This is a genomic window from Herpetosiphon giganteus (assembly GCF_016907925.1).
Classification (GTDB): Bacteria; Chloroflexota; Chloroflexia; order Chloroflexales; family Herpetosiphonaceae; genus Herpetosiphon; species Herpetosiphon giganteus.
The window spans coordinates 180,556-207,138 of record NZ_JAFBCZ010000005.1 but is presented as its reverse complement, the minus strand read 5'-3'; the positions used below and the strand labels follow the sequence as shown (position 1 = coordinate 207,138).

The following is a 26,583-nucleotide window of genomic DNA, read 5'->3' as shown; positions in this document are numbered from 1 at the left end:
GCTTGCCGCTCGCTGGAGTTATTTGCTGGTATAGGGCAAGAATACTCGCTGATAGGTTCCACTATTGACGGTAATCGTTCCTGTGCGCGAACCACTATGATCATCCATTACGACATAGCTAATTGTGTCGGTAAATGGATAATTGATTGGCGCTGTATAGCGCAGTTGATTATTGACCACCGCCACTGTTCCAAGCTCGGCACTTGGATTTAAAATGACTAATGGATCACCATTCAGATCGATAGCATGCGCCAACACATCGACAATTGTTGTGCTATTGGGTGCAACCGTCAGCGTTAGTGGAGCAACCGTAGGCACATGATTCTGCACCTCGATGATCAACGTTCCAGTTGCAGTTACGCCACGGGTGGGGTTGCGCACGGTATATTCCAAAATAGCGCTGTCCTGTAAGGTGGTGGTTGGTTGATAATGCACTTGGTTAGCGCTAATTGTTGCTGTGCCATATACAGCATGCACATCAATCAGTTCGAGTGGCTCGTTATATAACGACCAATCATTGGCCACTACATCGACAGTTACCGCATGGGGACGATAGGTCGTGGCGTGATCGGCATGGGGGAAAATGATAACGTCAAGGCTGCGCAGCGTCATCCGGGCGGTTTGCTGCCAGCCATGGCCATCACTCACCGTATAGGTCACCACATCGCTAAAATATTGTTGATTTGGTGGCGTGTAGCGCAGGTTGTTATTAACAATTGTCACCGTGCCACTCAGCACGCTTGCTTGGGTAATGGTTAAATTATCGTTATTTGGATCAAATACATCACGCAATGGATCAAGCAGCGTATCAGTAAATGGCAGAATTTCTCGCTCCTGATCACTAAGCGTTGGAAAACCATTCCAAACATGCACGCGCACCGGTGCCTGCGCCGTGACCGCATGGATCGGGTCGCGCACGGTATAGGTGAAGGTATCAGTTCCTTGGAATTGGGCAGCAGGCGTATAGACAATGCTAGACCCGTTGATCGCTACTGTGCCATGGCTGGGCGTGGTCACGCTCATCAGCTGCAATTGAGTGGGCTGATCGCTCCAATCATTATCCAGCACAGCAAGCGCAACCGACTGTGGCCGATAGGTAATCGCATAATCAGCTTTGGCTTTGATCAAGGGTTCGTTGCCATATTCCCACGCCGCAATCTGGAAGGATTCATATTGATTGCCAACATGGCTGAAACTCCCCTGCATCAGCATGCGGGTTGGAGTTGCAGCGAGGCTATAAACTTTGCCAGGATAGGTAGACACTATGCTCGCTTGCACCCCACCAGCGAGACCATGCCAGGCAGCCCCATCCCAGCGCAGAATGCCACCGCTCACAATCCCGTTGGTCAAACCACGAAAATTACCAGCCACATACAACCCATCAGCGCCCATTTCAAGGTCATGAATCGTGCCATTGATCTCGCCCGTTAAGCCCGCCCATGTGCTGCCATTCCAATAGGCAATTTTCGGGGCGCTCACTCCGCCGACACTGCTAAATGTGCCAGCGATATACACGCCGTTGGCAGTTGGCTCAATCTCACCAATATTAACCACATTGGTCGCAAGCGTCGTCCACTGCGTCCCATCCCAACGGGCGAGTTGCGTACCATCGCTGATATAGACCGCATTCCCATGCGCTTCGACGATCGTGACCCGATCAAAACTGGCAGGTGTATTCAAGGCTTGCCATTGCGTGCCATTCCAGGTGACCAAGTTATGCGCCGTTACCCCATTGAATTGCTCAAAACTACCAGCGACATACAACAGATTATTGGCTTGGGCTAAACTCGTAACATAGGCATTACCAGCGGAGTTCCATGTATTGTTGCCCGCTTGATACAAGTTATTGTTATAAATACTGAAAAAGCTTTGTTGATACTTTTGCAGCGCTTGAGGATTACCCAAAGCTGGTTGATAGGTATATGCAACCAACGATTGCCAGTGATTTTGCGCATTCAAATGGGCTAAAGTGGCCCACGCAATATTCCAATGCATCTTGTTGGCGAGGGCATAGAGATCTTCGTTATCCGTGGTGAGAACGACACTTGGTCCCTCATTCCCATTAGAAACAATCCCGCTTGGGGTCATTGATAGCCAGTATGCACCATCCCAACGCAAGGCCCAATCGCCCCACGTATACAGGCTGGAATTGGCAATAGCTTGCGATGACATGAACGGCCCAAAAGCAAACAATTGCTGATTGTAATTGAGCAACACCGCATCGGGTAAGCGCAACCAACTCCCATTAAGGCTTTGTTCTTGCATGGTTGAGAGGGTTGTCCACTGGGTTGCATCCCAACGATGCAACTGAAACCGCGCAGGATTAGGATAATTGTATGATTTTTTGCTGAGCGCATACAACTCGCCATCAACCAGCGCAAGATTGTGTGTCGCGCTGACAATCCCCGTACCAAAGGTATTCCAACTGGTACCATTCCATGCGGCGATATTCTTCATGGTGGGCACAAGCGTTGAGGTAAATTGACCACTGATATAGAGTTGGCTATTGGCCCATTCCAAATCAAAGACTAAGCCATAAACTCCGCCGCCCACATTCTGCCATTGGCTCCCGTTCCAATAGAGCAAACCAGTGCCTTGGCCATTGAATAAGAACGAACCACCTAAATATAAACCATCGGGCCGCACCAGCATATTGAACACAACGCCGTCGATGCCCGCAGCCGCAGCGTGCCACTGCAGACCATCCCAGAGTGCTAAGGCTCCATAGGCTTGGCCGTCGATCACCAGATTATCACCACCAACATAGAGTTGACTATTGTAGCTGGCTAAATTTAAGTAGGCAGCGCCGTTAAATCGATGGGGCATCGCCGTCCACATGTTGCCATCCCAATAGGCAAGGTTGATGTCTTTGCCGCCAAGCTTCAAACGTCCCACAGCATAAAGGCGGTTTTGGTGTACCGCAACCGAATCAACCAAACCGGTTAATCCATCAATTTTCAACCATTGCTGGCCGTTCCAGTAGCCAACGCCTGCATCACTAGCGTTATTGGCAAGCGAGAGAATGTTTGCATACAACGTGCCGTTCCATTCAATTGGACGGCCTGGCATATAACCATAATTGCTTTTCAAGGGCGAGGAAAAGGCTGCACTCCATGAACCAGCACTGCTTGATTGTTGTGGTTCAACGGCGGCAACGGGTGCAACAGGTTGTTGCGGTTCGACGGCAGCAACGGGTGTAACTGGTTGTTGAATTATGCTCAAGCCAAGCACGATCAGCATACACAGGCTGGCTATTTTTTGTAGTTTCGACATCTGCATTCTCTCCTTAGGTTTATGCTGAGCGGCAAGCAACGTGCGCCTACCGCTCGATCTGAATTGATTATTTGCTGGTATAGGGCAAATAGAGCTGATAGTTGCCACTTTGGACCACAATCGTTGCCACACCTGAACCGCCATGGCCATCGCTAATGCTATAGCTGATCGTCGCGTTTGATAGTGCGCGATCTGGCGCACGATAGCGCAGTTGATTATCGATTATGTCGACTATACCAGCAGTAGCACTTGCGTTAGTAATCGTCAATTGATCGTTATTCAAATCAACCAGCCCTGCCAAAACATCAATCGTGGTTGTGCTCTGTGGTTGCACGCTGATCGTAATTGGGCTAGGGGTTGGCATATGATTCTGCACTTCAATCGTTAGATAGCCAGTGGTAGTAATGCCACGCAATGGATTACGCACGTGATAGCTCACGGTCGTTGTCCCCTGAAAATCGACGTTTGGCGTAAAAAGCAGTTTGGTTCCGCTAATCGTAGCTGTACCATCGCTACTTGCGGTAACTAATGCAAGCTGTAATGGCCCATTATCAATCGTCCAGTCATTGGCCAGCACATCAACGCTGACCGGCTGTGGCCGATAGGTAGTGGCATGATCAGGCGCAGCTATAATTGGCTGCGTAGAGCCATAGTTCCAAGCAGCAATCTTGGCTGATTCATAGCGCTTGCCAACGCTATCGAAGCTACCAACCGCATACATTCTGCTTGGCGTGGCGGCTAAGTGGGTCACGTTGATTGGAATTTGTGGCGTATAGCGATATTGCACGCCACCGCCAACACTCTGCCAAACGCCATTCCAGCGCAGAATGCCTGGGCTAACTACGCCATCGGTAATGCCGCTAAACGAGCCTGCCACATACAAGCCATCATGCCCAAGCTCAAGATCGTTGATTGGGCCATTGATTACACCAGTTAAAGCTGACCATTGCGAGCCATTCCAAGCAGCGATTTTTGCTGCATTCACCCCAGCGATGCTGCTAAATGTGCCAGCAACATACACGCCGCTTGCGCTTGGCTCAATTTGGGTAATCTGATTAACTCCAGTTGCCAGCGTTTGCCATTGCGTGCCATCCCAACGAGCCAGTTGTGAGCCATCGCTAATATAGACATGGTTGCCGTAGGCCTCGACGATTGTGACTCGATCAAACGCTGCTGGCGCATTCAAGGCTTGCCATGTTGTGCCATCCCAAACTACAAGGTTGTGAGCGGTCACAGCATTGAATTGCTCAAAATCGCCAGCCACATATAAGCGGTTATTGGCTTGGGCCAGCGAATGAATTTCAACAGGTGCAAGCAACTCAGCCGTACCACTAACAACCCGAAAAAGTCCACTTTCGATGTTTGCAAATAGTTCTGTTTGGTAAGTTTCAGCCTCAAAAGCACGATACCCTCCCAGCGAATTGGGCGGCAATACGGTTTGCCAAGTTTGCCCAGCTACAAATGTCGCCAATGTTGCTTGGCCATTGCCCCAATAAAGATTCGTGGCCGCGGTGTAGACCGTTTCGCCGCTCGTGGCGAGCATAGTCGGCTGTTGGTCACGATCCTTAACCAGTAGTCCATTGGGAGTCATCGATTCCCAATGCTCACCATTCCACGCTAATGCCATCGAACCTTGGCTCAATTGAGTAGGGCTAGGATAAGGAAATGTGATCGAGCCAAAAGCTAACAGTTGATCTTGATAGCTCAATAACCCAACATCAGGATAACGAAGCATGTCTATTGCCGATATTCCTACAGTCGTGGTTGCAAGGCTCTCCCAAGCGCTGCCATTCCAGCGTTGCAGTCGATGTCCAGCGCTCGTATCATGCGTTCGGCTAATCGTATACAGCGTATCATCTAAGAATGCAATACTATGCACTTGGTTGCTAATTCCATTACCAAAGCTATCCCAACCGCTGCCATTCCAGGCCGCAATATTGTTGATTGCAGGATTAAGCGTTGAGGTAAACATGCCGCCAACATACAGCTGATCATTGGCCCATTCGAGATCAATCACTAAACCCGTTAATGGGCTACCAACCTCGTGCCATTGGCTGCCATCCCAACGCATCACACTTTGGCGTTGGCCATTCTCAGAAAATAGTGTTCCACCAACATACAAGCCATCGGGGCGCACAAGTGTTGTGAGGATCATGCCCTGCACGCCAACATCGACATCGTGCCATTGTGTGCCATCCCAACGCGCCAAATGCTCAATCGCTTGCCCATCAAGCGTAAATGGATTGCCACTCGCGAGATATAGTTGGTTGTTATAGCTTGCAAGCGTCACGGATAGGCTATAAGAAATCTGGTTGGGCATGGCCGTCCAAGTGGTTCCATCCCAATAGGCCATACTGATTGGCGTACCTGCTAAATTCAATTTGCCATAGGCGTAAAGCTTATTTTGATGCCAAGTTATGGCAATCGCGCGGCCTTCGAGGTTGCCGATTTGGAGCCATTGCTTGCCATTCCACGCAGCCACACCATGGTTATACATGCCTGAATACAGGCTGTTATTCCATTCGATTGGGCGTAGCGGATAATCATTCATCTCGGAGCGGTCATAGACCGCAAATTCATCGCTCCAAGTGCCTTCAATTTGTGGTTGATTGGTTGATTGCGGAATCTGAGGTTGTTGGGCGGTCGCCGCAGGGACAATCGTACATAATCCTAAACATAATCCAACGATCAAACGCTTCAGGTTCATCTCCATCTCCATATAACTGCATAAAGGTAGCCATTAGCAACGGGTTGGTTTAGACCACTAGGCTAAACCAGCAGGCCGCTGGTTAAGTTCAGTTTGCGCGCGACAATGCAAAGAGATTATAGTTTAGGGGAAATCTCTCACGTTTAAGCATAGCAACTTTAGGCTAAAGCAACAATGGGTCAAAAGGTGTATCAGCAGGTTAGGGTTACCCCAATCTATGGGTGAGTTTGGGTGGAGCATGGCGCTGCAAATTCAAAAGAAACCGCTATAATAAGGGCAGCTTTAAAGTACTGTTGATTGTTGCGTCCCGAGAGCAAGCTCGAAGCAAGCATAAAATCACAACCGTTGAGGAATTAATACATGACAGATTCGCTCTTTGATGCAGAACGTGATCCGTTTGCCGATATGCGCAACGCTTTAGAAACTGCGCAACGTGAACGGAAAAATATTTTAGTCGAGCTTGGTGGCGATTGGTGTATTTGGTGTCATCGCTTAGATGCGTTTATCAATGCCCATCCCCAATTGCGCTATTTGCGTGACATCCATTATGTTGCGGTCAAAGTTTTAGTTGGCGATGATGAGCAAAAAAATAAAACCTTTTTAGAACATTTGCCAGGCTTCGATGGCGTACCGCATATTTTTATCTACAACAGTCGCGGCCAATTGCTGTGCTCGCAAGATACCAGCGTTTTAGAAGAAGGCGAAAGCTACCACTTTGGGCGCGTCCGCGAGTTTTTGAGCCGTTGGTCTGAGCCGCGGCTAACACCCTACGATGCCTTAGATACCGCCGAACTCAAACGCTTGGTCGAGCACTATTATTTTGGTGAAACTGCCAATCGTATCACCCCAAGCGCCTAAACAAGCCCAATTTAATTGACGAATGCGAGGGCTTGTTCTACCATGCGCCGCGCAAAGGAGTTTATATGCGTGTGTTGATCCTTGGGGCAAGCGGCCAACTTGGCAGCGAGCTGACCAAAACGTTTGCCGACCATCAATTATTCGTACCCAGCCACCAAGAACTTGATTTAAGCCAGCCAGCAGCGCGGGCAGCGATTAATCAGCTTGCGCCAGATTTGGTCTTGTTGCCAGCAGCCTTCACTAATGTCGATGGCTGTGCGCTTGATCCTGCGCGGGCCTTTCGCGAAAATACGCTGGGGCCAAAATATGCAGCCCTTGCCTGCCGCGATCGCGATATTCCGTTGGTCTATGTCAGCACCAACGAAGTATTTAGTGGCAATAGCCAACAAGCCTATAGCGAGTACGATCAGCCAGCGCCAATTAATGCCTATGGGCGCTCAAAATGGGGCGGCGAACAGGCAGTTTTGCAGCATGCGCCGAATGTTTTTATCACGCGGGTTGCTTGGTTGTTTGGCGGCCAACGCAACTTTGTGCGTACCATCGCCCGTTTAGGCCGCGAACGACTGCAAACCGGTGAACCATTGCGGGTTGTGACCGACGAGGTTGGCACGCCAACCCATGCCGCCGAGGCCGCGTGGGCAATTCGCCAATTGGTCGATAGCAATATTCCTGGGATTTATCACGTCGTCAATGAGGGTGCTTGTTCGCGCCATGAACTGGCTTGTGCCGTCTTGGCAGCAGCAGGCATCGACCTGCCAGTTGAGCCAATTAGCTCAGCAGAATTTAGTCGCCCAAGCAGCCCGCCGCCTTTTTCTGCGCTCAGCAATAATGCAGCAGCAGCCATGGGCATTCGCTTGCGACGCTGGCAAGCAGCGGTTATTGCCGCAGTCGCAGCCATCGACGAGCCAACTGAATGAGCCACAACATCGACATTCTGATACCCAATTATAACGGCGCGCAGTTATTAGTAGCCTGCCTCGATAGCTTACGCCAACAAACCCGCAGCGATTTTCTAATCACGGTGATTGACGATGCCTCGCCAGATGGGAGCGTTCCCGCTTTGCAGGTTGCCTATCCTGAGGTTAATTGGCTAATTCAGCCGAGCAACCAAGGGTTTGTGGCCGCAGTCAATCGTGGGTTTCAGGCCACCAATGCGCCGTGGGTCATTTTGCTCAACAACGATACCGAAGTTGGGCCAGATTTTGTTGCTGCATTAATCGATACGCTTGAGCGTTTTCCAGCCTACGATTTTGCCGCCGCCAAAATGCTGCTCTACAGCCAACCAGACCATTTGCACACGACTGGCGATGGCTACGATTGGAATGGCGTGCCATGGAGTCGTGGGGTTTGGCAGCCAGATCATGGCCAGTATGATGCAATCAGCGAGGTTTTTGGCCCCTGCGCTGGCGCAGCAGCCTACAAACGCAGCAGTTTGCAACAACTTGTCGATACCGCTGGCAACTTGCTCGACCCATTGTTGGTGATGTATTGCGAGGATGTCGATCTTAATTTACGCGCGCGGCGGGCTGGGATGCGTACGCTGTTTGTGCCCCAAGCGCGCGTCTTGCACCACCTGAGCGCAACTGGTGGTGGCGTGCGAGCCAGCTATTATTGTGGCCGTAATTTTATTGTGCTTTGGCTGCGACATATGCCAATTCAAGCTTGGCCGCATGCCCTTCCTGCCTTTCTCTGGTCGCAACTCACGATTTTTGGGCAAGCACTCCGCCACTGGAGGGGAGAGGCCGCCCGCGCTCGCTTACGTGGGCAATGGGCTGGGTTGCGGCTCATTCCGCGCATTTGGCGTGAACGAAAGCTAGCCACAGCAGAAGCACAGCGGCTGCTTGCTTGGCTTGGACGATAGGAGTCCCCATGGCCCCGTATCTTTCGGTGGTAATTCCGGCCTATAACGAAGCCCGCCGACTACCGCAAACCCTTCCTGTAGTTTTGCAATTTCTCAACGCCCAACCATGGTCATGGGAGTTATTGGTGGTTGATGATGGCAGTAGCGATCAAACCGTGGCAGTTGCAGAAGCGGCATGCAGCGCCTATGCCCAAGCACGGGTGATTCAAAATCCACATCGCGGCAAAGGCTACACCGTGCGCACTGGCATGACCCAAGCCAGCGGCGAGTATGTGCTCTTTTCCGATGCCGATTTGGCAGTACCGATGCAGGAATGGCCCAAACTTGAAGCCAAACTGCAACAACAGTATGATATTGTAATTGCCTCGCGCGAGGGCGCAGGGGCCAGCCGCATCGACGAGCCATTTATGCGCCACCTGATGGGGCGAGTGTTCAACCTGATTGTGCGAATTTTGGGCATTGGCAAGTTTCAAGATACCCAATGTGGCTTTAAGGTTTTCAGCCGCGAAGCCTCGCACGATGTTTTTGGCCGCATGCGCTTATATGACGATACGACCGAAGCGCCCAAAGGTGCTGCCGTCACTGCCTTTGATGTTGAGGTGTTGTATTTGGCGTTGCGCCGTGGCTATAAAATTGCCGAAGTGCCCGTCACATGGCGTTATGGCGAGGAAACCAAGGTCGATAATATTCGCGATTCGTGGCGCAACCTGCGCGATGTGATCAAAGTGCGCTGGAATGCACTCTCTGGTCAGTATCGCGATGTGAAAAATAAGAACATAGAGCATAGAGCATAGAGCATATTTTTTAACCACGAAGAGCACGAAGAGCACGAAGGCCAGAGGCTATTGGCTATCGGAACATTGGTTAGGATTCAAATCAATCTCCGATAGTCAATAGCCTCTAGCCAATAGCCATCCTAAATACTCTGCGCCTCTGCGTTAAACCAATGTCTGTTTGATCTCCTCCACGTTCAATTCATCCTTCATCCCTCATAATTCATCCTTCATCCTTTCGATTCATCCTTCATCCCTCATAATTCATCCTTTTCCCCTAGCCAATCGTCGTTGTACGTTCAGGCTCTGGCAAGCGCACCGTAATAAAGAAGGCAGGCAAGAGCAAGCCAATTGCTGCAATCATCGCCCACGTTGGCGAGGCTAAGTCGGCGAGGCTACCAATAATTGGGTACAGCACACCCGAGGTTCCCCAAGCAAAGCCCATCATCATGGCGCTTGCGGTTGCAATATGCTGCGGCGCATATTCTTGGGCGGTCACAATCGAAACCGGAATATTCGCCATCACCATCGCCCCAACCACCGCCGTCAAGGGGTAATACCACCAATCCAAGGGCGACGACAAGACTAAGCCAATAAAGAGGGGAATCGTGCTCAAAATGCTGGAACGCAGCACCACCGTGCGCCCAATTCGATCTGAAATTCGCCCGCCCACAATGCCACCAACCGCCGAAGCAATATTGAATACCGCCAAGGTTGGGCCAACATGGGCATCGGCCATTCCCTGATCAAACCTATCCCGCAGCATAAAGCCCAACAAACTGCTATATGAAACGCTCGAAAGCGAACGTAGCACACTCATAAACCAGAGCCAACGCAATGGCCCTTGAAACACGCTGATATAATCGCGTAGCGTTTTTGGTTGGCTGCGATTTTGGGCCGCCGAAGGAATAATCAAAAAGGTTATAACCCCAATCAGAATGCCAGCTGGCAGCAAATAGGGCAAGCTATTCAAATCAAACTGGGCAACAATCAAGGGACCAAAGGCCATGCCCAACGTTCCACCAGCAGAGAAGATCGAAACAAACAAACCACGTTGATTAGGATTCGCGCCCATAGCGATGTAGGCCGCGCCAGCAGGGTGAAAAATTGCGCTGCCCAAACCGCCAAGCATAATCAACGCACCAAGCATAAAAAAGTTGGGCATATAGCCAATCAAAGTTAGGCCAACTGCCGTCAGCACCGGGCCAAACGCCGCCAACCAGCGCCGATCAACATAATCGCCAACTGCGCCAAGCAATGGCTGAAGCATCGAGCCAGCAAACGATAAAATCGCCACCAAAATCCCAGTTTGGCCAATCGACACCTGATAAGTATCGCTAATGCTTGGCAGCAATGGTGAGAGCAATGAAGTCCACATATCATTCATGGCGTGTGAAAATGTCATCATCACCATGACCGAAAGGCCTGTCAGAGCGACAGCCTGCCCACTTGTCCGCGTTGCCATGCAGCCTCCAAAGCGCCTATGAAATTTCCCGCATATTAGGATAAGTATATAGCAGATCAGGGCGTTGGCATCAGGCTTTGGAACTGATTTATCACGCTTGCAGTGGAATCCCCTCACCCCCCAGCCCCCGCTCCCACGAAAACGCGGGCGAGGAGGAGCAGCCGTTTTTAACCACGCATTGCGGCAGAACCGCCATAAAAAAGCCCCTCGCCCGCCACGTGGGAGCGGGGTTGGGGTGAGGGGAACCCAATTTACAACAGCGTGAAATTCCGCTCATCAGCAAACATCACCACAATTGGCGTGTTGGCTGGCGGCGGCGCTGTGTTGCGTAAATCGTTGCGAATCGCACTTTGGGTTTTGGTTATTCCTACGCCATAAGGCGAAACAAAATAATATTTAACTTCTAAATTCCAATCGCCATCGCCATCTTTTTCAGCGCTAGCATTAATAATTTGCCCAGGCAGCATTTGGCCCCGTGCACGCAATGCCTTAGTCAAACGCCATGGCCGAATCACAAAGAAGATTAACGCAAGCCCACCAAACAAACTAAACATCACTGCAAACGCCAGCTGCATCAACACATTATTCCAATTCACCAGCGCGCTTAATTTGGAAACCTCTGGATTGGCAGGGTCATAGCGAACTGCAACCGCAGCACCTTCGCTCAACGTGTTATAGGTTTCTTGATTGATGATATGGCTTGATTCAATGGTACGACTAGCTCCATTGAACGGAGCCTCAAAGCGATAAGCGACAAAATAGCTTGGATCATCGCCACTATTCTCGATCCTCAGCTGGGTGATCGTTGCTTGGGTATCATCGCCATTGATCAGCGCTTGAGTAGCGCCAACATCACGCAGCAAAAAGCCCAAAGCGATACAACCAACCAGCAAAAACGGCAGACTAAACAGCAACATAAACCAAACAAATTTACCGCTGCCATAGGGTTTTTGGCGCGTCACAACAGCGGCATTCTTGGGATTAAGTAAAAATGGGTGCATAAATTATCCTTTGAACAGTACAACATCAAACGCAGGTAACAGTTATACGCGATGAGTATCAAGGTTTTGTTAAGCAGCCGAGCGTAGTACAATGAGCACGAATACGTGGAGGATGCGATGTACAACCTGACAATTGCTCATCTTTACCCTGAACAGATGAATATTTATGGTGATCGTGGCAATATTATCACCTTACGCCAGCGCTGTGCATGGCGCGATATTACAACAACCCTGATTCCGGTGATGCCTGGCAGCAGCATCGATTGGCAAAGTGTCGATTTGGCATTTTTTGGCGGGGGCCAAGATAGTGGCCAAGCATTAATCGCTGCTGATTTTGTTGAGCAACAAGCAGAGCCATTGCGCCGCGCTGCCGAAACTGGCATGGTGTTGTTGGCGATTTGCGGTGGCTATCAACTGCTCGGCCATTATTTTTTAACCCATACTGGCGAGAAATTACCAGGCATCGGCTTGTTGGATGTGCATACCGTGGGCAGCACCCAACGCCTGATTGGCAATTTGCTGATCGAGGCCAATTGGGGCACTGGCAGCCAAACGCTAGTTGGCTTCGAAAACCATAGCGGCGGCACCTTCCTTGGATCGGGGGTTAAGCCCTTGGGCAAGGTGCTGGCTGGCCATGGCAACAATGGCAAAGATGGCAGCGAAGGCGCGGTTTGGCAAAATGTGATTGGCTGCTATATGCATGGCTCGTTGCTGCCCAAAAATCCCCATTTTGCCGACCATTTGCTTGAGCTAGCGCTGCAACGGCGCTATGGCTCAAACGCCACCCTCAAGCCACTTGATGACCAGTTGGAACTAGCCGCACACAACACCATGCTCGAACGCCTCAAGGGCTAGCTAAAAGGATTAATATGCAACATTTTTATAATAGCGAGCTAGGCCAGATTCTCGCGCTTGATCCCAACCAAACCTATGCTTCGATTCCGGTGGTTTGTGCCATGCTGGAGATTCCGCATGCGCCACAACTCAAGCGAATCAAAGCGCATGCCACCTTGGCAACGGGCTTACGCCAACTGAGTGTACCCAATCTCGATGGCGAGGATGAGCGCCAGCCATGTTTACGCATCGATCTGATTCCCTTGTGGGTGGCAGGGCTTGATCCCAAGAGCGTGAGTGCTGAGGCTGCGCCAATTGTGCAGGCCTTGAGCAGCGAAATGGCATCGGTGCTGTGGCAGAGCTTTCGCCCGCAAGGCTTTGAAACCAACGACCAACTATTGCCCAACCGTTGGGAGCAAACCCAAGCCGAAGTGGCCTATCGTGGCGCGCTGGCCGTCGCCAACCTAACCCGCGAGCAGATGTTGCTTGAGCGTCAGCTCAGCGCCGATGTTGAAGCCCGCGAAATGGGCGGCATGAGCGCCGAAATCGAGGCCAACGCAGTGTTATTGGCCCGAACGGTGCGGCGGGTAGCCCAAGTGGTGGGCGAACGCTCGCGCCGCAACGAATATCCGGCGATTTTCGATGGCTTGTATCGCCAATGGGGTATTACAACCTACCGCCGCATGCCCCAAGCTCGGCTTAGCGAAGCCTTGGCCTGGCTCGAACGCTGGTATGGCGATGCGCTCGGCGAGCCAGAACCAATGCCCGATATTTAGTAAGGATGAAGGATGAAGGACGAGGGATGAAGGTTCACAGAACAGAGAACAAATCAAAAGCCAAAAGAGTAGCTTTAAACGCAGCGGCGCAGAGTGACCGAATTACGAGGTATAAAGGATGAAGTAGGGGTTAGGGGCGAAGAGTAAAGGCAGAGGGATGAAGGATGAAGGATTGAAGTAGGGGTTAGGGGCTATGTGTATTGATCCATTGGAGTGGCAATCATGTTCCCTCACCCCCCAACCTTACAAGGGTAGGTTTTTAACAACTGTGAAAGAATACGCCATGGTTAAGATCCCCTCACCCCCCAGCCCCCTCTCCCACTGAACGCGGGCGAGGGGGAGCCGTCGTTTTATATCGCGCATCGCGACAGAACCGCACGATTAAAGCCCCTCGCCCGCGCACGGGAGAGGGGTTGGGGTGAGGGGATCTTAACAACCTACCCTTGTAAGCACCCCTCGCCCACTGAACGCGGGCGAGGGGGAGCTGGCGTTTTGTATCACGCATCGCGACAGAACCGCACGATTAAAGCCCCTCGCCCGCATTTTCTTCGTACTCTTCGTGTCCTTCGTGGTTGAAATATTATCCCAACCCCCTGATCTCTGCCCTATGTTCTATGCTCTCTGTTCTCTGTTCTCTATTAGCCCAAAATCCCGCCAACAAGGCTGCCGCCATCCATAGTCAGTACAGTGCCGCTGGTAAAGGCGGCGGCATCGCTGGCCAGATATAAGGCAGCGGCGGCAACTTCATCGACCGTGCCAATGCGGCCTAGGGGTGTGCCAGCCACAATTTTCTGATTCAGATCCTCGTTATCCCACAGCGCTGAGCTAAATTTGGTTTTGATCAAGCCTGGAGCCAACGCATTAACCCGAATATTGAACGGGCCGAGTTCTTGAGCCAACTGCTTGGTCATGGCAATCACTGCTGCCTTGGAGATGCTGTAAATTCCCATTGCGGTCGCTGGTTGCAGGCCTGCCACCGAAGCCACATTGATAATCGAGCCGCCGCCTTGGGCTTGCATGGCCTCAGCCGCCGCTTGGATCAGCCAAAAATAGCCCTTAACATTGACTTCGTAGGTTTTATCCCATTGGGCAGCATCGGAGTTGAGCAACGGGCCAAAATGCGGATTAGTTGCTGCATTATTGACCACAATATCGATTCGGCCCCATTCGGCCAAGGTTTGGGCGACCACCGCTTGCACTTGCTCGCGCTTGCCAGTGTGGCAAGCTAAGGCCAGCGCCGTGCCACCAGCTTGATTAATGCTATCGGCGACGGTTTGCAGGCTTTCTAATTTGCGCGCGCAAACCACAACCTTGGCTCCTGCTTGGGCAAAATGGTGGGCAATTGCCTCACCAATTCCCCGTGATGCACCAGTTACGATTGCCACCTTGCCACTTAAATCGAATGTCGTCATTGGCATTACTCCTAGTTCAAGGGCGATTCTACTTGGGCCGAAACAGCTGCCAATCGCCTTGGCTCATCCACATCTATCTTAGCAAAGATTCGGATTTTCAGCTGCAAATTGATCAAGTTGGCGCTCGCGCGCAGCGGCAAGCAGCGTTTTATACTCTGGGCCTGGCTTAATGCCTTGGGCTTGCAAATCATGCCCACTTAGCTGGCTGGCAATTGGCCGCAACACCTGCAAGTAATAGCCAAACTGTTGTTGAACGAGGGGCGTTTGGGCACTGGCCCAAACCTGCAAAACCAACGGCTCAAACGGGCTAAGCCAGCGATCAAGCTTGCCCGCTGAGAGCGTGGTGTTTAGCAGCGGAGCAGCAGTATTCGCCAATTCATGCCATTGCACAACTGCTTGACGAATCGGCTTGGGCAGACCAAAGCGCTTGGTTTGGGCTTGGGCAACACTTGGTTCAAGTTGGCTCATCAACAGCAACCAGCCAATTGCCAATTGCTCGTTTGGCAAATTTGTAAGCAAGCGTTGCGCTTGTTGATTGAAGGCAGGTGGCCAAGCACAGCCAAATAGTTGTTGCAACACGCCCCATTCATCAGCCAAACTTAACGCTTTGAGCGCACTTGGCTCGCTTAAAAGCAAGCCCAATTCATTCCACAAACGGGCGGGCGTGGTCTGATCAAGCCATGGCAAGCCTTGTTGCAACAGCTCGGCGGTGGTTGGCTCAAGTGTAAATTCTAAGCGGGCTGCAAAACGCACGGCCCGCAAGATTCTGGTTGGGTCATCGATAAAACTGCGCTCATGCAAGACCCGAATCAAACCATGCTGAAGATCAACCAAACCATTGTGTGGATCAATCACGCTTGTCGGCTGGTTGACCAGCTGCAAGGCCAAACAGTTGATGCTAAAATCGCGCCGCGCCAGATCGTCAGCCAAGCTAGCAAAGCTCACAACTGGCAAGGCCGCAGGTTGGGGATAGTGCTCACGGCGGGCAGAAATCAGATCCAAGCTGACCAGCGCGCCAGCATCCAGCCAACTCAGGGTTGCGGTACCAAATGGCGGGTGAGTATGCAGCTGATCAGGCCAGACTGCGGCCCAAGCCTCGGCCAACGCAATCGCATCGCCCTCGACCACAATGTCTATATCGCCAACTGGACGCGCCAGCAGCCAATCGCGAACGCAGCCACCAACCACATAGCAGGCCAAACGCTGCTCGGCTGCATAGTACATCAGCCAGACGATGCGTTGCTGCAATGGGGCGGTAGCTTGGCTGAAAAACGCTGTAAGATCATACAACATTGAGCGATCTCAAATAAAAAAATGCCCTCACTCGCAAGGAGTGAGGGCATTGTAACCGACAATTGGTCAAAGCTTACGACTTGCTAACCAATGGCAAGAACATCTTGAACACTGCTTGAACTGCTTCGATTGCGACTTCAACACTACCAGTGTTGCGATCTGAAGCCGAGCTATATTCAAAGCTGTTGGTCAAGGTGCCAGCTTGGGTTGCGCGAGCGCGGTAGCTGATGGTTACAGTACCTGGTTCGCCAGCGCCAACCGAAGTACAGATGGTTGTGCCTGCGGTTGGAACGCGAGCGCTGGTTGAGCTATCATCACTATGGTAGTAAGTTGCACCCAACGTACCATCGTTATTTTCGATCCCAACTGCAACACCATCAGGGAAGGTGGTTAAGTTGCCAGTGAGCGTACCATAGACGGTACAGAACTCTGATACTTCACCATCAGCGCGGGCATAATTGGTAAAGTTAAGGTTCGAAGTGGCTGAACCAAATTGTTGAGCACCTTGGTATTCGATTGCGACATAAGGTGCGGTAGGCTCGTTTGGATTGACCCCATCAACAATCAAGACATAGAACTCGCCTGCGCCTGGATCGGATGCTGAGGTACCGTTCAAGTCCAAGTCAGTCCACAAACCTGAGTACGTTCCGTTAGGAGCGGTTGGATCAGGCATTTGCTGTGCGGTGAACAGCTCATCGTTGGCCCCAACCTCGGCAAGGTGCAAGGTACCATTTGAGCTAATCAGCACGTCGCTGTGATTGACATCAAAGGCGCGAATATTGAATGGTGCAATATCAAAGCCAATGAGTGCTTCATCACATGAGGCGAATGGAGCTTCGGCACAAACGGCGGTAGCGTTCGCATCGGCTGAAACATCGAAGTTATCGAATGCTATGCCACCGTTGCGGCTATCGCTGAAGGTATAGCCTGTTTCAGCACCTTCGACCACGCCGCTCCAAGTGATGGTGCGGGTTGCAGCGTTGTAGCTAGCGCCAGCAGGCAAGCTGCTTGCATCTAATTCCAAGCCGACAGGCAAGGTGTTGGTAATGTAGAAGGTATCGTCCATCGCGGCAGCGTTGGAAATCGTCAAGGTATAGGTGACGTATTCGCCAACATCAACCGTTGTATCGCTCACATTGACGCTCACTTCTGGCTCCAAGACTTCGAGCCGGAAGGTGGTGCGGCCAATGCTACCTGGGTTGGCTGGGCTGGTGCCAAGGTCAAATTCGCCGAACCAAACATCACCAGCTTCGAGAGCTGGCTCGTCCCAGTAAATATCAACGCTGAATGGAGCGCTGCCTGAAACGTTGGCTGGGCCAACAACATCCCAGTTACCAAGGTTGGTGGTTGGAATATAGTAGGCTTCGAGCGTAATTGGATCTGGAGCATTGACTGATTCGGCCCAGTTTTGCACCAAGATAATATAGGTTCCTGCAGCTGGGTTAGCCAACGTGAAGGTTTCTAAGGCTGATGGGGTCGTTGCGGTACCAATTTCTTCGCTTTCTTGAGGAATGCCATCGCCGTTGGTATCGCGGAAAATGTACATGTCGACATCTTCTGAGGTCGTTTCAGCGATGCGGGCGGCAAATTTGCTTGCGCCAGCAGGAATCACAAACGATTCGTAGAAGGTACCATCATTGATGTCATCATAGACTGAACCGTCATCGCTGTCACCAGTGATAACTTCAGTAACCTGCAGACCTTTGGTCAAACCAAATTCGCGGATGGTCAAGTTGGTAACATTGATAGCGTTATAGCCACCAACAGTCACCTTGCCACTATCGCGGCGGGTGGTTGCCGAAGCGTTAGCGGGCACGCCACCTGAAGTTGCCTTGACTGCAATTGGGAAGTGGACGGCTGGTGCGCGGTTGGCTGATTCAGTCAAGCGCAATTCACCAAAGATCCAGTTGCCATTGATTGGGCGGCCAGCAACATTAGCCTTGATCGTGATGGTTCCGGTTGCACCTGGAGCCAAGTTCAAGCTCGCAGGAGTTGCAGTAACCGTGACTGGCGAGGTTGAACCGCTAACCGTCCAGGTTGTTGCAACACTCAAGGTATTCTTGACAGTCCGCGTCCACGTACATTCAATTGCACATGCGTCGTTGGCGGCGCTGGCAATGTTCAAGGTTGCAGGGTTGCCACCAGCTGATGGATTTGCTGCAACGAAGTTTGAAACAGTTTCGTTCAGCACCAAACCAGCGCTGAATACTTTGGTCAAATCGACGCGACCAGCACCCATGTTGAATGGATCAGCTGGGGTTACGCCATCTGGCTTGACAACGCTGGTCTTAGCAGTCGTCATCAAGGCCGATTTGATTTCAAATGGAGTCCAAGTTGGGTATTTTTGGCGCATCAAGGCGGTCACGCCAGCGTTGTGCGGGCTTGACATTGAGGTACCACCGATAACTTGGAACAATTCGCCATCGACGAAATCGTTGTCCCAAACATCAGCAGTATGGCCTGCGTTAACATCAACCCCAATCAAGGTTACGTCTGGTTTGATCAAGTTTTTGACTGGCGAAGGACCCATTGAGCTGAAGCCAGCCATCTTATCGCCAGGGCCAGTAACTTTGACCCCACCATCGGCTTTACCGGTGACGGTGCCTGATTGAACGTAGGTTACCAAAGCTTCGCCAGCTGCACTTTCCAAGGTTGCGTTCTTTTCGAGGTGAACACAGACTTTGGCGCAGTAGTCAGCAACAATCCCTTGGTTGTCGGTAGCGTTAACGATAATCCCGCCACCAGCGCCGCCAGCAAACACGTTGGCGTATTTGAGCACGCGGGCATTGTTACCACGGCGACAAATCACAATATCGGTTGCTTGGAAGGTGCCTGGGGCATAGGGCGATACACACAAACTTGGGGCAACAGTTTCACCTGCTTGGGGTGGAGCCAATTTGATTTGGCCAGTAACTGAGCCTGGGTAGAGTGACGCACCAACCAATGGGGTTGGAGCAGCACCAGTGCCACCGCTTAAGTTGCTAATATAGCCTTTGAATTCGCGAGCTTGGGTGCTAGCAGCAACGGTGATCAACCATGGTGAGTTGTGAGCAACACTACCAACGGTACCAGCGTTACCAGCTGAGGCGCTAACAACCACGCCAGCAGCGTTGGCGTTACGGAACGCAACTTCAACGCCATCAGTCCATGGTGAGTTGCCGCCGCTGATCGAGTAGTTCAACACATCAACGCCGTCGATCAAGGCTTGGTTGATAGCTGAAACTGAGTCGCCACCGTTACAACCGCCGTCTTCAGTATCGGTTGGATCTTCTTCCCAACAGACTTTGTAGGCGATAATGCGGGCGCGAGGTGCAACACCTGAAACGGTGCCGAATGGTGAAACGGTGCCACCGTTACCGCCAGCAGTTGTAGCGGTGTGGGTGCCGTGACCGCTTTGGTCCATTGGTGATTTCGCTTCACCAGGGTTAGCAATCCCACCGCCGTTGTACCACCAAGCCCCAATCAGCTTGTCGTTACAAGCGCCAAAGCTGTTGTCTGGTGATACTTGATTCGCAGGAGGATTGGTAGCACAAATCCCTTTGTAGCCACCTGGCCATGCGCTGTAATCGCCACCAACTGGTGATGGGTCGCGCAATGATGGGTGGATACCAGTAGTGGTAAAGGTGCTTGAAGGGTTGTAGATACCGCTATCGATAACCCCAATCACAATGTTTTCACCAGCATTGGTGCCAGTGTTGCCACCGCCAAGATTTTGCCAAAAGCTAACAGTGCCAATAAATTGGTTGCTGCTATCGGTATCGAGCTTTTCGACTGGAGCAACTTCAACCGAAGCAACTTCAGGGTGATTGCGCAATACGGTAATTGCTGAAACATCAACTTCCAAGAACATCCCGTTCAAGGCTACTTGATAATCGGCAAGTTGCTTGATTTGGTTTGATTTGGCTTGGACATCTTTCAGGAAGCTTGCATGCTTGCCATCGAGATACTTCAAGTAGGCTTGGGAATCAGCCGTCTTGACATCGAGTTTGTTACGGCCAGTTTGCGCATTGGCAGTGGCCTTCAAACCATTAACGTCGCCAGCATAGGTTGCCAACGGAGCTTCATGGAACTGAACAATAACTTTAACCGAGCCAGACTTGGCAAATTCACCATACAATGGGGCAAGAGTGGGTTTGTTTGAACGGTTAGCAGTGCTTTGATTCACTTGCAGCGAATCAGTTGCCGTTTCGACACTGGGCTTGAGGGGTTCTGCTGCCCGCGTGACGTTGTTAGCGCTTAAATTGCCCGCTAACATGGTTAACAACGCTAAGACCGTTGCTAAACGAGTGTAACGATGTTTCACTACCAGTTACTCCTTCAGCTATATCGAATTCAGACCTGGGCGAGTTGGGAATACAACGACGAAAATCAACCTCCTTATCGACAGTGCCTTAATTCGCATATCAATCTATAGCCTGAACCAAACCCATCTAAAACAGAGTTTGGCAGATGATTGCAGAGAGAACCCCGTGGCTGAAAATAGTACAACCGATGTGGGGAGAGCTTGAAATTTCACGCCTATATGGCGCTGATTGGGACTAAAAAAGCGGGACTAATTGGTGATTGTCGATATGATGCGCTGTATTATAACACACTCTCTCTTTGATGAAGAACTGATTAAGGGGTGATTATTGGGTTAATCGTAGTGTATCCATTTGGATGACCAATCAACCATCGATCGGACATGACACCTATGCAGCCCTGTACAACTGCACTTGGCTATCAAAATGAGTATGCCTGCTCACGACGACCTGCTATCGTTATTCTGCTTCGAGTTGCGCACACGGAATGTTAACATCATAGAAATTCCGCAGATAGGTGACACCAAACTCCTCCATCCGTGTGATTTTTTCACTGGTTGGATTGCCAATCACGAGCATATACATACCCGGTTCGAGGTCGGGAAGTGTCCAGTCGTACTGCTGTGCGGGATCGCTGACTCGAAGCACAGCCGCTGTGGGAGGATTCCAGACAAACCGTTGTGGTGGCTTATCGGTATACAGCGGACCTTGCACAATGAATGAGCGCTGCGCAACATCAAGATCGATGTTGCCTGCTTGCAAGGTAATCTGAAGGGTGATTGATTCATGCAAATCGAAACAGTTCTTTGCAAGATAGACTTTTGCGGCATCACCAAAATAATTCCCTACATCGTTAAGGTAATACGTTATTGGCCCAATGGTTGGATCAGGTTGGTGTGGTGCGCACGCCGCCAAAATCAGCACCAACCCGCAAAGAACTAAGCACAGATAACGTTTCATACCAACCCCCTTTAGCCAAATCTCAGCAAGCCGCCAAATATCGCCATCGAGCAATGCGCTTTGCACACGCTAATTCAGCCTGAACGAATTGCGCTATGGATTAATTGATGAGCACAGCGATTACTCTCTTTCACCCATAACAATAACGGTGTGTTTGAGAGGAGAAAGCATTTTTGCGAAGGAGGGATTAATGCAAAAAGGGAAATTGCGCAGCTGCTCTTCCATCTCAACGACGATTATACAATCTCGTTGTGCGCTTTATCGAGGGGAGGTTATGCCCTGAACTTCTAGAGATAGGCATCAGGTGCAAGGTCATGCACCCAATCAGCCATTACCAGTAACCCCTAGCCTAACCCACCAAAAGAGCTGTTTCTTGGCACAAAATGCCGTGTTATGATTAACCTAAACCATTGCGAAATGTGATGATTTAACCAGGTTTTAGGAGTACGCCATGGCCCCTGTAAAAGTAGTTTTGCCAAATGGTCTGCGGATTTATACCGATGAAATGCCTCATACCCATTCGGTTTCGATGGGTATTTTTACCCAAGTTGGTTCGCGCTACGAAAATGCCCGCCTAACTGGGATTTCGCATTTTTTAGAGCATATGTTTTTTAAAGGCACCGCCAAATATCCCACTGCCAAAGATTTAAGCGATGCCATCGAAGGCATTGGCGGCTATATCAACGCCTCCACATCCTACGACACAACCTGTTATTACTGTAAAGTTGCCAATATTCATACCGAACGTGGCATCGATGTATTAACTGATATGCTCAACGCCGCCTTATTCGAACCCAAAGAAATCGAAAAAGAACGCGGGGTGATTCAAGAGGAAATTAAAATGTCGCTCGATGTGCCCGCCCAATGGGTGCATCAGTTGCTCGATGAATTAATGTGGGGCGATCAGCCAATTGGCCGCGATATTGCTGGCACGCTCGAAAGCGTTGGGTCATTTACCCGCGAGGATCTTTTAGCCTATCGCGATCAACATTATGTCGCTGGCAACACGGTCATCTCCTTGGCTGGCAACTTTAATAGCACCGAAATTGTCGATCGCTTAACCAGCCTCTTTGGCAGCTATCGCAGCCTTGAAGTGCCCAAGCCAATTGCAACCAATAGTTTTGGTAATGCTCCGGTTGTGCATTTGCTGAATAAACCGACCGAACAAACCAATTTTGTGCTCGGGTTGAAGTCGTTTGGCTATGGCGATAGCGACCGCTGGGCCTTGAGTGTGCTCGATAGTATCCTTGGCGGCGGCATGTCGTCACGCTTGTTCCAAGAAATTCGCGAAGAACGTGGTTTGGCCTATAGCGTCGGCTCCTACACCGCCGAATACGACGACGCTGGCAAGTGGATTATCTATGGCGGCGTGGAGGTCAGCAAGGCCGTCGATGCAATTAGCGCGGTCGTCGAAGAGTTGCGCAAATTACGCGATAACGGGGTGACACCAGCAGAATTGCACCGCATCAAAGAGCAAGTTAAAGGTGGCATGTTGCTTGGGCTTGAGGATACATGGTCGGTTGCCAATCGCAATGCCCGCCATGAGCTACGCTACGGCGAAGTTATTCCCGTTGAGCAAATTGTTGCTTGGATCGAAGCCGTAACCTTGGAAGACATTCAACGAGTGGCGCAGCGCCTAATTCGCCCAGATAACTTATACTTAGCAATCATTGGCCCGCATGCCGAGGCCGCTGAGTTTGAACACGCTATTACGTTATAGCACATCGCCGCAAGTCGCTGGTTGGCAATGCTGCCAGCCAGCCTGGATTGTAAGCATAAGGAGAACACCGCGTGAGCCGTTTTGATGAAATGCGCATTTTTAGTGGGTCGGGCAACCCAACCCTGGCGCAGGCGATCAGCTCGTACATTGGCATCCGCCACGGTGAACTGAGCATCCATACTTTTCCTAATGAAAATATTTTTGTCAAAATTGAAGAGAGTGTCCGCGAACAAGATGTGTTCGTGGTGCAATCGTTAGGTTCTCCGCTTAACCACCTGATTATGGAAATGTTGATTATGCTCGATGCCTTCAAACGGGCTTCTGCTGGTCGCATTACCGCTGTCATTCCCTACCTCGCCTATAGCCGTACCGATAAAAAAGACCAACCGCGCGTGCCAATTACCGCCCGTTTATTGGCCGATTTGATTGTGGCCGCTGGCGCACAACGCGTCCTAACCCTCGATTTGCATGCAGGCCAGGTTCAAGGCTTCTTCAGCGTTCCAGTCGATGAAATGAGCACCATGCACTTGCTGACCAACGAAGTCAAATCGTGGGGCTTGGAAAATGGCATCATCGTTTCTCCAGGCTTGGGCTTTGCCAAAAAAGCCCGCAACTTTGCCGAAGCTGTCAATATGCCCCTTGCCTTGGTCGAAAAACGCCGGATCAATCATCAAGATGGTTCGGTTGGCCATTTGGCAATTTTAGGCGATGTTGCTGGCCACGATTGTGTGATCGTCGATGATGAAGTTGCGACCGGCCATACTATGATTCGAGTTTCGGAGCTGTTGATGGAACGCGGCGCACGTTCAGTCCGCGCCTGCTGTATCCATCCATTGCTCTATGGCGATTCAGTTGAGCGGCTCAAAAATAGCCCAATCGAGCGCTTCGTCACCACCGATACCATCACCTTGCCACCAGAAAAACGCTGGCCCGCCTTGGTGGTTAAGTCGGTTGCACCGCTCTTGGGCGAAGTCATTCAACGGATTCACACTGGGATTTCGGTTGGCGCTATGTTCCCTGCTGGCCCACAAATTGGCCGCTGGTAAGACTTAAGTGTAATGGTTCATTAGCTTGGCAACCGTGTTCCCTCACCCCCGCGCCCACGAAAACGCGGGCGCGGGGGAGCGCCCGTTTTCACCACGCCGTGCGGCAGAACCACGGGATTAAAGCCCCTCGCTCGCCACGTGGGAGAGGGGTTGGGGTGAGGGAATCAGGCGGTGGTTAACCTGATGTACCATTACACTTAATTAGCCAATTAATCTGCTTCGCACGAAGATTTAACGCGCTTGCTGCTTTAAATCTTCGTGGTGTTTAAACTGGTACAAGGATGTTCGATCATGGCTAGTTCAACTGATGTTTTAGTGATTGGCGGCGGCGCAACTGGCACTGGAGTTTTGCGCGATTTGGCAATGCGTGGATTGCGCTGCATCTTGGTCGAACGCCGCGATTTGGCCGATGGCACAACCGGACGCTACCACGGCTTACTCCACTCTGGGGCACGCTATATTGGCCGCGACCGCGAAGCCGCCCGCGATTGCGCAATCGAAAACCAGATTTTGCGCCGCATTATTCCGCATTGCATCGAAGATACCAGTGGCTATTTTGTGTCAACCCCGCACGATCCCAAACGCTATGCTGAGGAATTTTTGGGCTTGTGTTTTGCCGCAGGCGTGCCCGCTCAACAAGTGCGGGTCAGCACGCTCTTGCAACGTGAACCAGCGCTCAATCGCGGCATTTCGCACGCATTCGAGGTTGCCGACGGTTCAGCTGATGCCTTTTTGACCGTCGAGGCCAATGTGCGTTCAGCGCGTGAGTATGGCGGGCAGACCTTACTCTATCACGAAGTTGTTGATTTAATCGTCGAGGCAGGCACGGTAGTTGGCGCTCGCTTGCGCAACAATTTAACTGGCGAGGAATTTAATCTAGCTTGCAGCGCAGTGATTAATGCTGCTGGGGCTTGGGCTGGAAAAATTGCCGCAATGGCTGGAGTTGCAGTCGATATTGTGGCCGGCAAGGGCGTGATGGTGGCCTTCAATCATCGCCTCGTCAATAGCGTCATCAATCGCTGCAAGCAGCCTGGCGATGGCGATATTATTGTGCCAGTGCGCACAGTGTGCGTTGCTGGCACCACCGATGAAAGCGTGCCCGACCCCGATGATCGCTCGATGCTGGCCCATGAAATTGCCACCGTTTTAGATGAAGGCGAGATTTTGATTCCTGGCTTGGCTCAGGCCCGCATGTTGCGCGCATGGGCTGGCGTGCGCCCACTCTATCGCGAACAAGTTACGACCGACGATCGCGAACTAAGTCGCGACTTCAAGGTGCTTGATCACGTCCAACGCGACGGCGTGGCTGGCTTCGTCTCAATCGTCGGCGGCAAATACACGACCTATCGCATGATGGCCGAACGCACGGTTGATGTGGTTGCCAAGCAACTTGGCAATAGCAAGCCATGTCGTAGCGCCGATGAATCAATTCCAGCGCCCGATCAGCGCCGCTTGTTTACGGTTGGCGCACCACTCGCAAGCATCGAAGCCGAACAAAGCTATGGCGATTTGATTTGTGAATGTGAATTGGTGACGCGCCAACGGCTGCTCGATGCATGGCAAGCAGGGGCAACCAGCATCGACGATTTGCGCCGCGATACACGCATCGGCATGGGGCCATGCCAAGGCGGATTTTGCACCATGCGCACTGCTGCGTTGGCCTACGAAGCCGAAGTTGCCGAGCCACAACAGAGTGTTGCGGCCATTGAAGATTTTCTGCAGGAGCGCTGGCGAGGCATTCAGCCAATTCTCTGGGGCGATCAGTTGCGCCAAGCACGGCTTGATGAACAGATTTACCTCAATTTGCTGAATGTGCAGCCTGAGGCAGGCCAAGCATGAAGCAACAGTTTGCTCGCTGGCAACAGCAAGCGCGTCACCTCAAACAACAAATAAGTGTCTTGCTGCTTGCATGGCGCGATCCACGAGTGCCGTGGTATGCCAAAGCCTTGGCGCTTTGCACGCTGGGCTACGCATTCAGCCCCATCGATTTGATACCCGATTTTATTCCAGTTTTGGGCTATTTGGATGATTTGTTGCTCCTGCCGCTTGGGATTATGTTAACAATCAAACTTATTCCAGCAGAAGTTTGGCACGAATATAGCCTCAACGTTCAACAAAGCCAAGCCCAAACGAAGCCCGTGAGTTATCTTGCTGCGAGCTTGATTATTGGGCTATGGCTTGGCGCAGCGTGGCTCTTATTTCGCAGCATATGGTAATTAACTATTCAATCAAAAGTCGCTTAACGAAGCATAAAAGCAATGCTATACTAGGGCACGAAGCAAACCCAACAATCAACGAGGGAA

18 protein-coding genes are annotated in these 26,583 nt (G+C 51.3%); 10 read left to right on the top strand and 8 right to left on the bottom strand.

Features of this window, described 5'->3' with window-relative positions:
• Nucleotides 1-18: 18 nt before the first annotated feature.
• Both JOD20_RS06615 and JOD20_RS06610 read right to left on the bottom strand, forming a co-directional pair.
• Entirely contained in the window at nt 19-3,273 is a 3,255-nt protein-coding gene (locus JOD20_RS06615; RefSeq protein ID WP_204754502.1) for an Ig-like domain-containing protein, read from the bottom strand.
• Between the two features lie 67 nt (nt 3,274-3,340).
• The gene (locus JOD20_RS06610) at nt 3,341-5,980 is read right to left on the bottom strand and encodes an Ig-like domain-containing protein (protein WP_204754501.1); all 2,640 of its coding nucleotides are present in this window, start codon (nt 5,978-5,980) and stop codon (nt 3,341-3,343) included.
• 360 nt (nt 5,981-6,340) lie between these two features.
• Here JOD20_RS06610 and JOD20_RS06605 point away from each other — a divergent pair, with 360 nt between their 5' ends.
• From JOD20_RS06605 to JOD20_RS06590, 4 genes are all read left to right on the top strand, one after another.
• The gene (locus tag JOD20_RS06605) at nt 6,341-6,838 is read left to right on the top strand and encodes a thioredoxin family protein (protein WP_204754500.1); all 498 of its coding nucleotides are present in this window, start codon (nt 6,341-6,343) and stop codon (nt 6,836-6,838) included.
• 65 nt (nt 6,839-6,903) lie between these two features.
• Nucleotides 6,904-7,755 carry a dTDP-4-dehydrorhamnose reductase gene (gene rfbD, locus JOD20_RS06600; RefSeq protein ID WP_204754499.1) on the top strand — a complete coding sequence of 284 codons (852 nt, stop codon included), beginning with the start codon at nt 6,904-6,906 and terminating at the stop codon, nt 7,753-7,755.
• Nucleotides 7,752-8,699: a glycosyltransferase family 2 protein gene (locus tag JOD20_RS06595; protein ID WP_204754498.1), complete on the top strand. Its 948-nt coding sequence runs from the start codon at nt 7,752-7,754 to the stop codon at nt 8,697-8,699. Before rfbD ends, JOD20_RS06595 begins: the two co-directional genes overlap by 4 nt.
• Before the next feature lie 8 nt (nt 8,700-8,707).
• The gene (locus JOD20_RS06590; protein ID WP_204754497.1) at nt 8,708-9,493 is read left to right on the top strand and encodes a dolichyl-phosphate beta-glucosyltransferase; all 786 of its coding nucleotides are present in this window, start codon (nt 8,708-8,710) and stop codon (nt 9,491-9,493) included.
• A gap of 256 nt (nt 9,494-9,749) precedes the next feature.
• Here the strand turns inward: JOD20_RS06590 and JOD20_RS06585 are convergent, their stop codons facing one another.
• Nucleotides 9,750-10,937 carry an MFS transporter gene (locus JOD20_RS06585; RefSeq protein ID WP_204754496.1) on the bottom strand — a complete coding sequence of 396 codons (1,188 nt, stop codon included), beginning with the start codon at nt 10,935-10,937 and terminating at the stop codon, nt 9,750-9,752.
• Between the two features lie 251 nt (nt 10,938-11,188).
• Nucleotides 11,189-11,938: a DUF3592 domain-containing protein gene (locus JOD20_RS06580; RefSeq protein ID WP_204754495.1), complete on the bottom strand. Its 750-nt coding sequence runs from the start codon at nt 11,936-11,938 to the stop codon at nt 11,189-11,191.
• 117 nt (nt 11,939-12,055) lie between these two features.
• Between JOD20_RS06580 and JOD20_RS06575 the strand changes: the two genes are divergently transcribed.
• Both JOD20_RS06575 and JOD20_RS06570 read left to right on the top strand, forming a co-directional pair.
• Nucleotides 12,056-12,793, top strand: coding sequence for a type 1 glutamine amidotransferase (locus JOD20_RS06575; RefSeq protein WP_204754494.1), 738 nt, complete (start codon nt 12,056-12,058; stop codon nt 12,791-12,793).
• 14 nt (nt 12,794-12,807) lie between these two features.
• Nucleotides 12,808-13,548 carry a phage antirepressor N-terminal domain-containing protein gene (locus tag JOD20_RS06570; RefSeq protein WP_204754493.1) on the top strand — a complete coding sequence of 247 codons (741 nt, stop codon included), beginning with the start codon at nt 12,808-12,810 and terminating at the stop codon, nt 13,546-13,548.
• A 638-nt stretch (nt 13,549-14,186) separates the two neighbouring features.
• Here the strand turns inward: JOD20_RS06570 and JOD20_RS06565 are convergent.
• From JOD20_RS06565 to JOD20_RS06550, 4 genes are all read right to left on the bottom strand, one after another.
• Complete coding sequence (locus tag JOD20_RS06565; RefSeq protein ID WP_420828942.1) at nt 14,187-14,966, bottom strand: glucose 1-dehydrogenase; 780 nt, start codon at nt 14,964-14,966, stop codon at nt 14,187-14,189.
• A gap of 72 nt (nt 14,967-15,038) precedes the next feature.
• Entirely contained in the window at nt 15,039-16,253 is a 1,215-nt protein-coding gene (locus JOD20_RS06560) for a CCA tRNA nucleotidyltransferase (protein WP_204754491.1), read from the bottom strand.
• Between the two features lie 73 nt (nt 16,254-16,326).
• Nucleotides 16,327-20,556 carry a S8 family serine peptidase gene (locus JOD20_RS06555; protein WP_204754490.1) on the bottom strand — a complete coding sequence of 1,410 codons (4,230 nt, stop codon included), beginning with the start codon at nt 20,554-20,556 and terminating at the stop codon, nt 16,327-16,329.
• A 457-nt stretch (nt 20,557-21,013) separates the two neighbouring features.
• Complete coding sequence (locus JOD20_RS06550; protein ID WP_204754489.1) at nt 21,014-21,514, bottom strand: hypothetical protein; 501 nt, start codon at nt 21,512-21,514, stop codon at nt 21,014-21,016.
• Between the two features lie 451 nt (nt 21,515-21,965).
• On the opposite strand from JOD20_RS06550, the gene JOD20_RS06545 reads away from it, so the two are divergent.
• From JOD20_RS06545 to JOD20_RS06530, 4 genes are all read left to right on the top strand, one after another.
• Nucleotides 21,966-23,234, top strand: a complete 1,269-nt coding sequence (locus JOD20_RS06545; RefSeq protein WP_204754488.1) for a M16 family metallopeptidase — start codon at nt 21,966-21,968, stop codon at nt 23,232-23,234.
• Between the two features lie 71 nt (nt 23,235-23,305).
• Nucleotides 23,306-24,280, top strand: a complete 975-nt coding sequence (locus JOD20_RS06540; RefSeq protein WP_204754487.1) for a ribose-phosphate diphosphokinase — start codon at nt 23,306-23,308, stop codon at nt 24,278-24,280.
• Between the two features lie 291 nt (nt 24,281-24,571).
• The gene (gene glpA, locus JOD20_RS06535; RefSeq protein WP_204754486.1) at nt 24,572-26,119 is read left to right on the top strand and encodes an anaerobic glycerol-3-phosphate dehydrogenase subunit GlpA; all 1,548 of its coding nucleotides are present in this window, start codon (nt 24,572-24,574) and stop codon (nt 26,117-26,119) included.
• The gene (locus JOD20_RS06530) at nt 26,116-26,496 is read left to right on the top strand and encodes a YkvA family protein (protein WP_204754485.1); all 381 of its coding nucleotides are present in this window, start codon (nt 26,116-26,118) and stop codon (nt 26,494-26,496) included. The genes glpA and JOD20_RS06530 overlap by 4 nt, the downstream gene beginning before the upstream one ends.
• Nucleotides 26,497-26,583 lie beyond the last annotated feature (87 nt).

Excerpts from the sequence above, each read along its gene's own strand:
- rfbD (WP_204754499.1), top strand. The coding sequence starts at position 6,904 with ATGCGTGTGTTGATCCTTGGGGCAAGCGGCCAACTTGGCAGCGAGCTG.
- JOD20_RS06560 (WP_204754491.1), bottom strand. The coding sequence starts at position 16,253 with ATGTTGTATGATCTTACAGCGTTTTTCAGCCAAGCTACCGCCCCATTG.
- JOD20_RS06545 (WP_204754488.1), top strand. The coding sequence starts at position 21,966 with ATGGCCCCTGTAAAAGTAGTTTTGCCAAATGGTCTGCGGATTTATACC.
- JOD20_RS06575 (WP_204754494.1), top strand. The coding sequence starts at position 12,056 with ATGTACAACCTGACAATTGCTCATCTTTACCCTGAACAGATGAATATT.
- JOD20_RS06615 (WP_204754502.1), bottom strand. The coding sequence starts at position 3,273 with ATGTCGAAACTACAAAAAATAGCCAGCCTGTGTATGCTGATCGTGCTT.
- JOD20_RS06550 (WP_204754489.1), bottom strand. The coding sequence starts at position 21,514 with ATGAAACGTTATCTGTGCTTAGTTCTTTGCGGGTTGGTGCTGATTTTG.
- JOD20_RS06610 (WP_204754501.1), bottom strand. The coding sequence starts at position 5,980 with ATGAACCTGAAGCGTTTGATCGTTGGATTATGTTTAGGATTATGTACG.
- JOD20_RS06595 (WP_204754498.1), top strand. The coding sequence starts at position 7,752 with ATGAGCCACAACATCGACATTCTGATACCCAATTATAACGGCGCGCAG.
- JOD20_RS06580 (WP_204754495.1), bottom strand. The coding sequence starts at position 11,938 with ATGCACCCATTTTTACTTAATCCCAAGAATGCCGCTGTTGTGACGCGC.
- JOD20_RS06585 (WP_204754496.1), bottom strand. The coding sequence starts at position 10,937 with ATGGCAACGCGGACAAGTGGGCAGGCTGTCGCTCTGACAGGCCTTTCG.
- glpA (WP_204754486.1), top strand. The coding sequence starts at position 24,572 with ATGGCTAGTTCAACTGATGTTTTAGTGATTGGCGGCGGCGCAACTGGC.
- JOD20_RS06605 (WP_204754500.1), top strand. The coding sequence starts at position 6,341 with ATGACAGATTCGCTCTTTGATGCAGAACGTGATCCGTTTGCCGATATG.
- JOD20_RS06565 (WP_420828942.1), bottom strand. The coding sequence starts at position 14,966 with ATGCCAATGACGACATTCGATTTAAGTGGCAAGGTGGCAATCGTAACT.
- JOD20_RS06590 (WP_204754497.1), top strand. The coding sequence starts at position 8,708 with ATGGCCCCGTATCTTTCGGTGGTAATTCCGGCCTATAACGAAGCCCGC.
- JOD20_RS06570 (WP_204754493.1), top strand. The coding sequence starts at position 12,808 with ATGCAACATTTTTATAATAGCGAGCTAGGCCAGATTCTCGCGCTTGAT.
- JOD20_RS06530 (WP_204754485.1), top strand. The coding sequence starts at position 26,116 with ATGAAGCAACAGTTTGCTCGCTGGCAACAGCAAGCGCGTCACCTCAAA.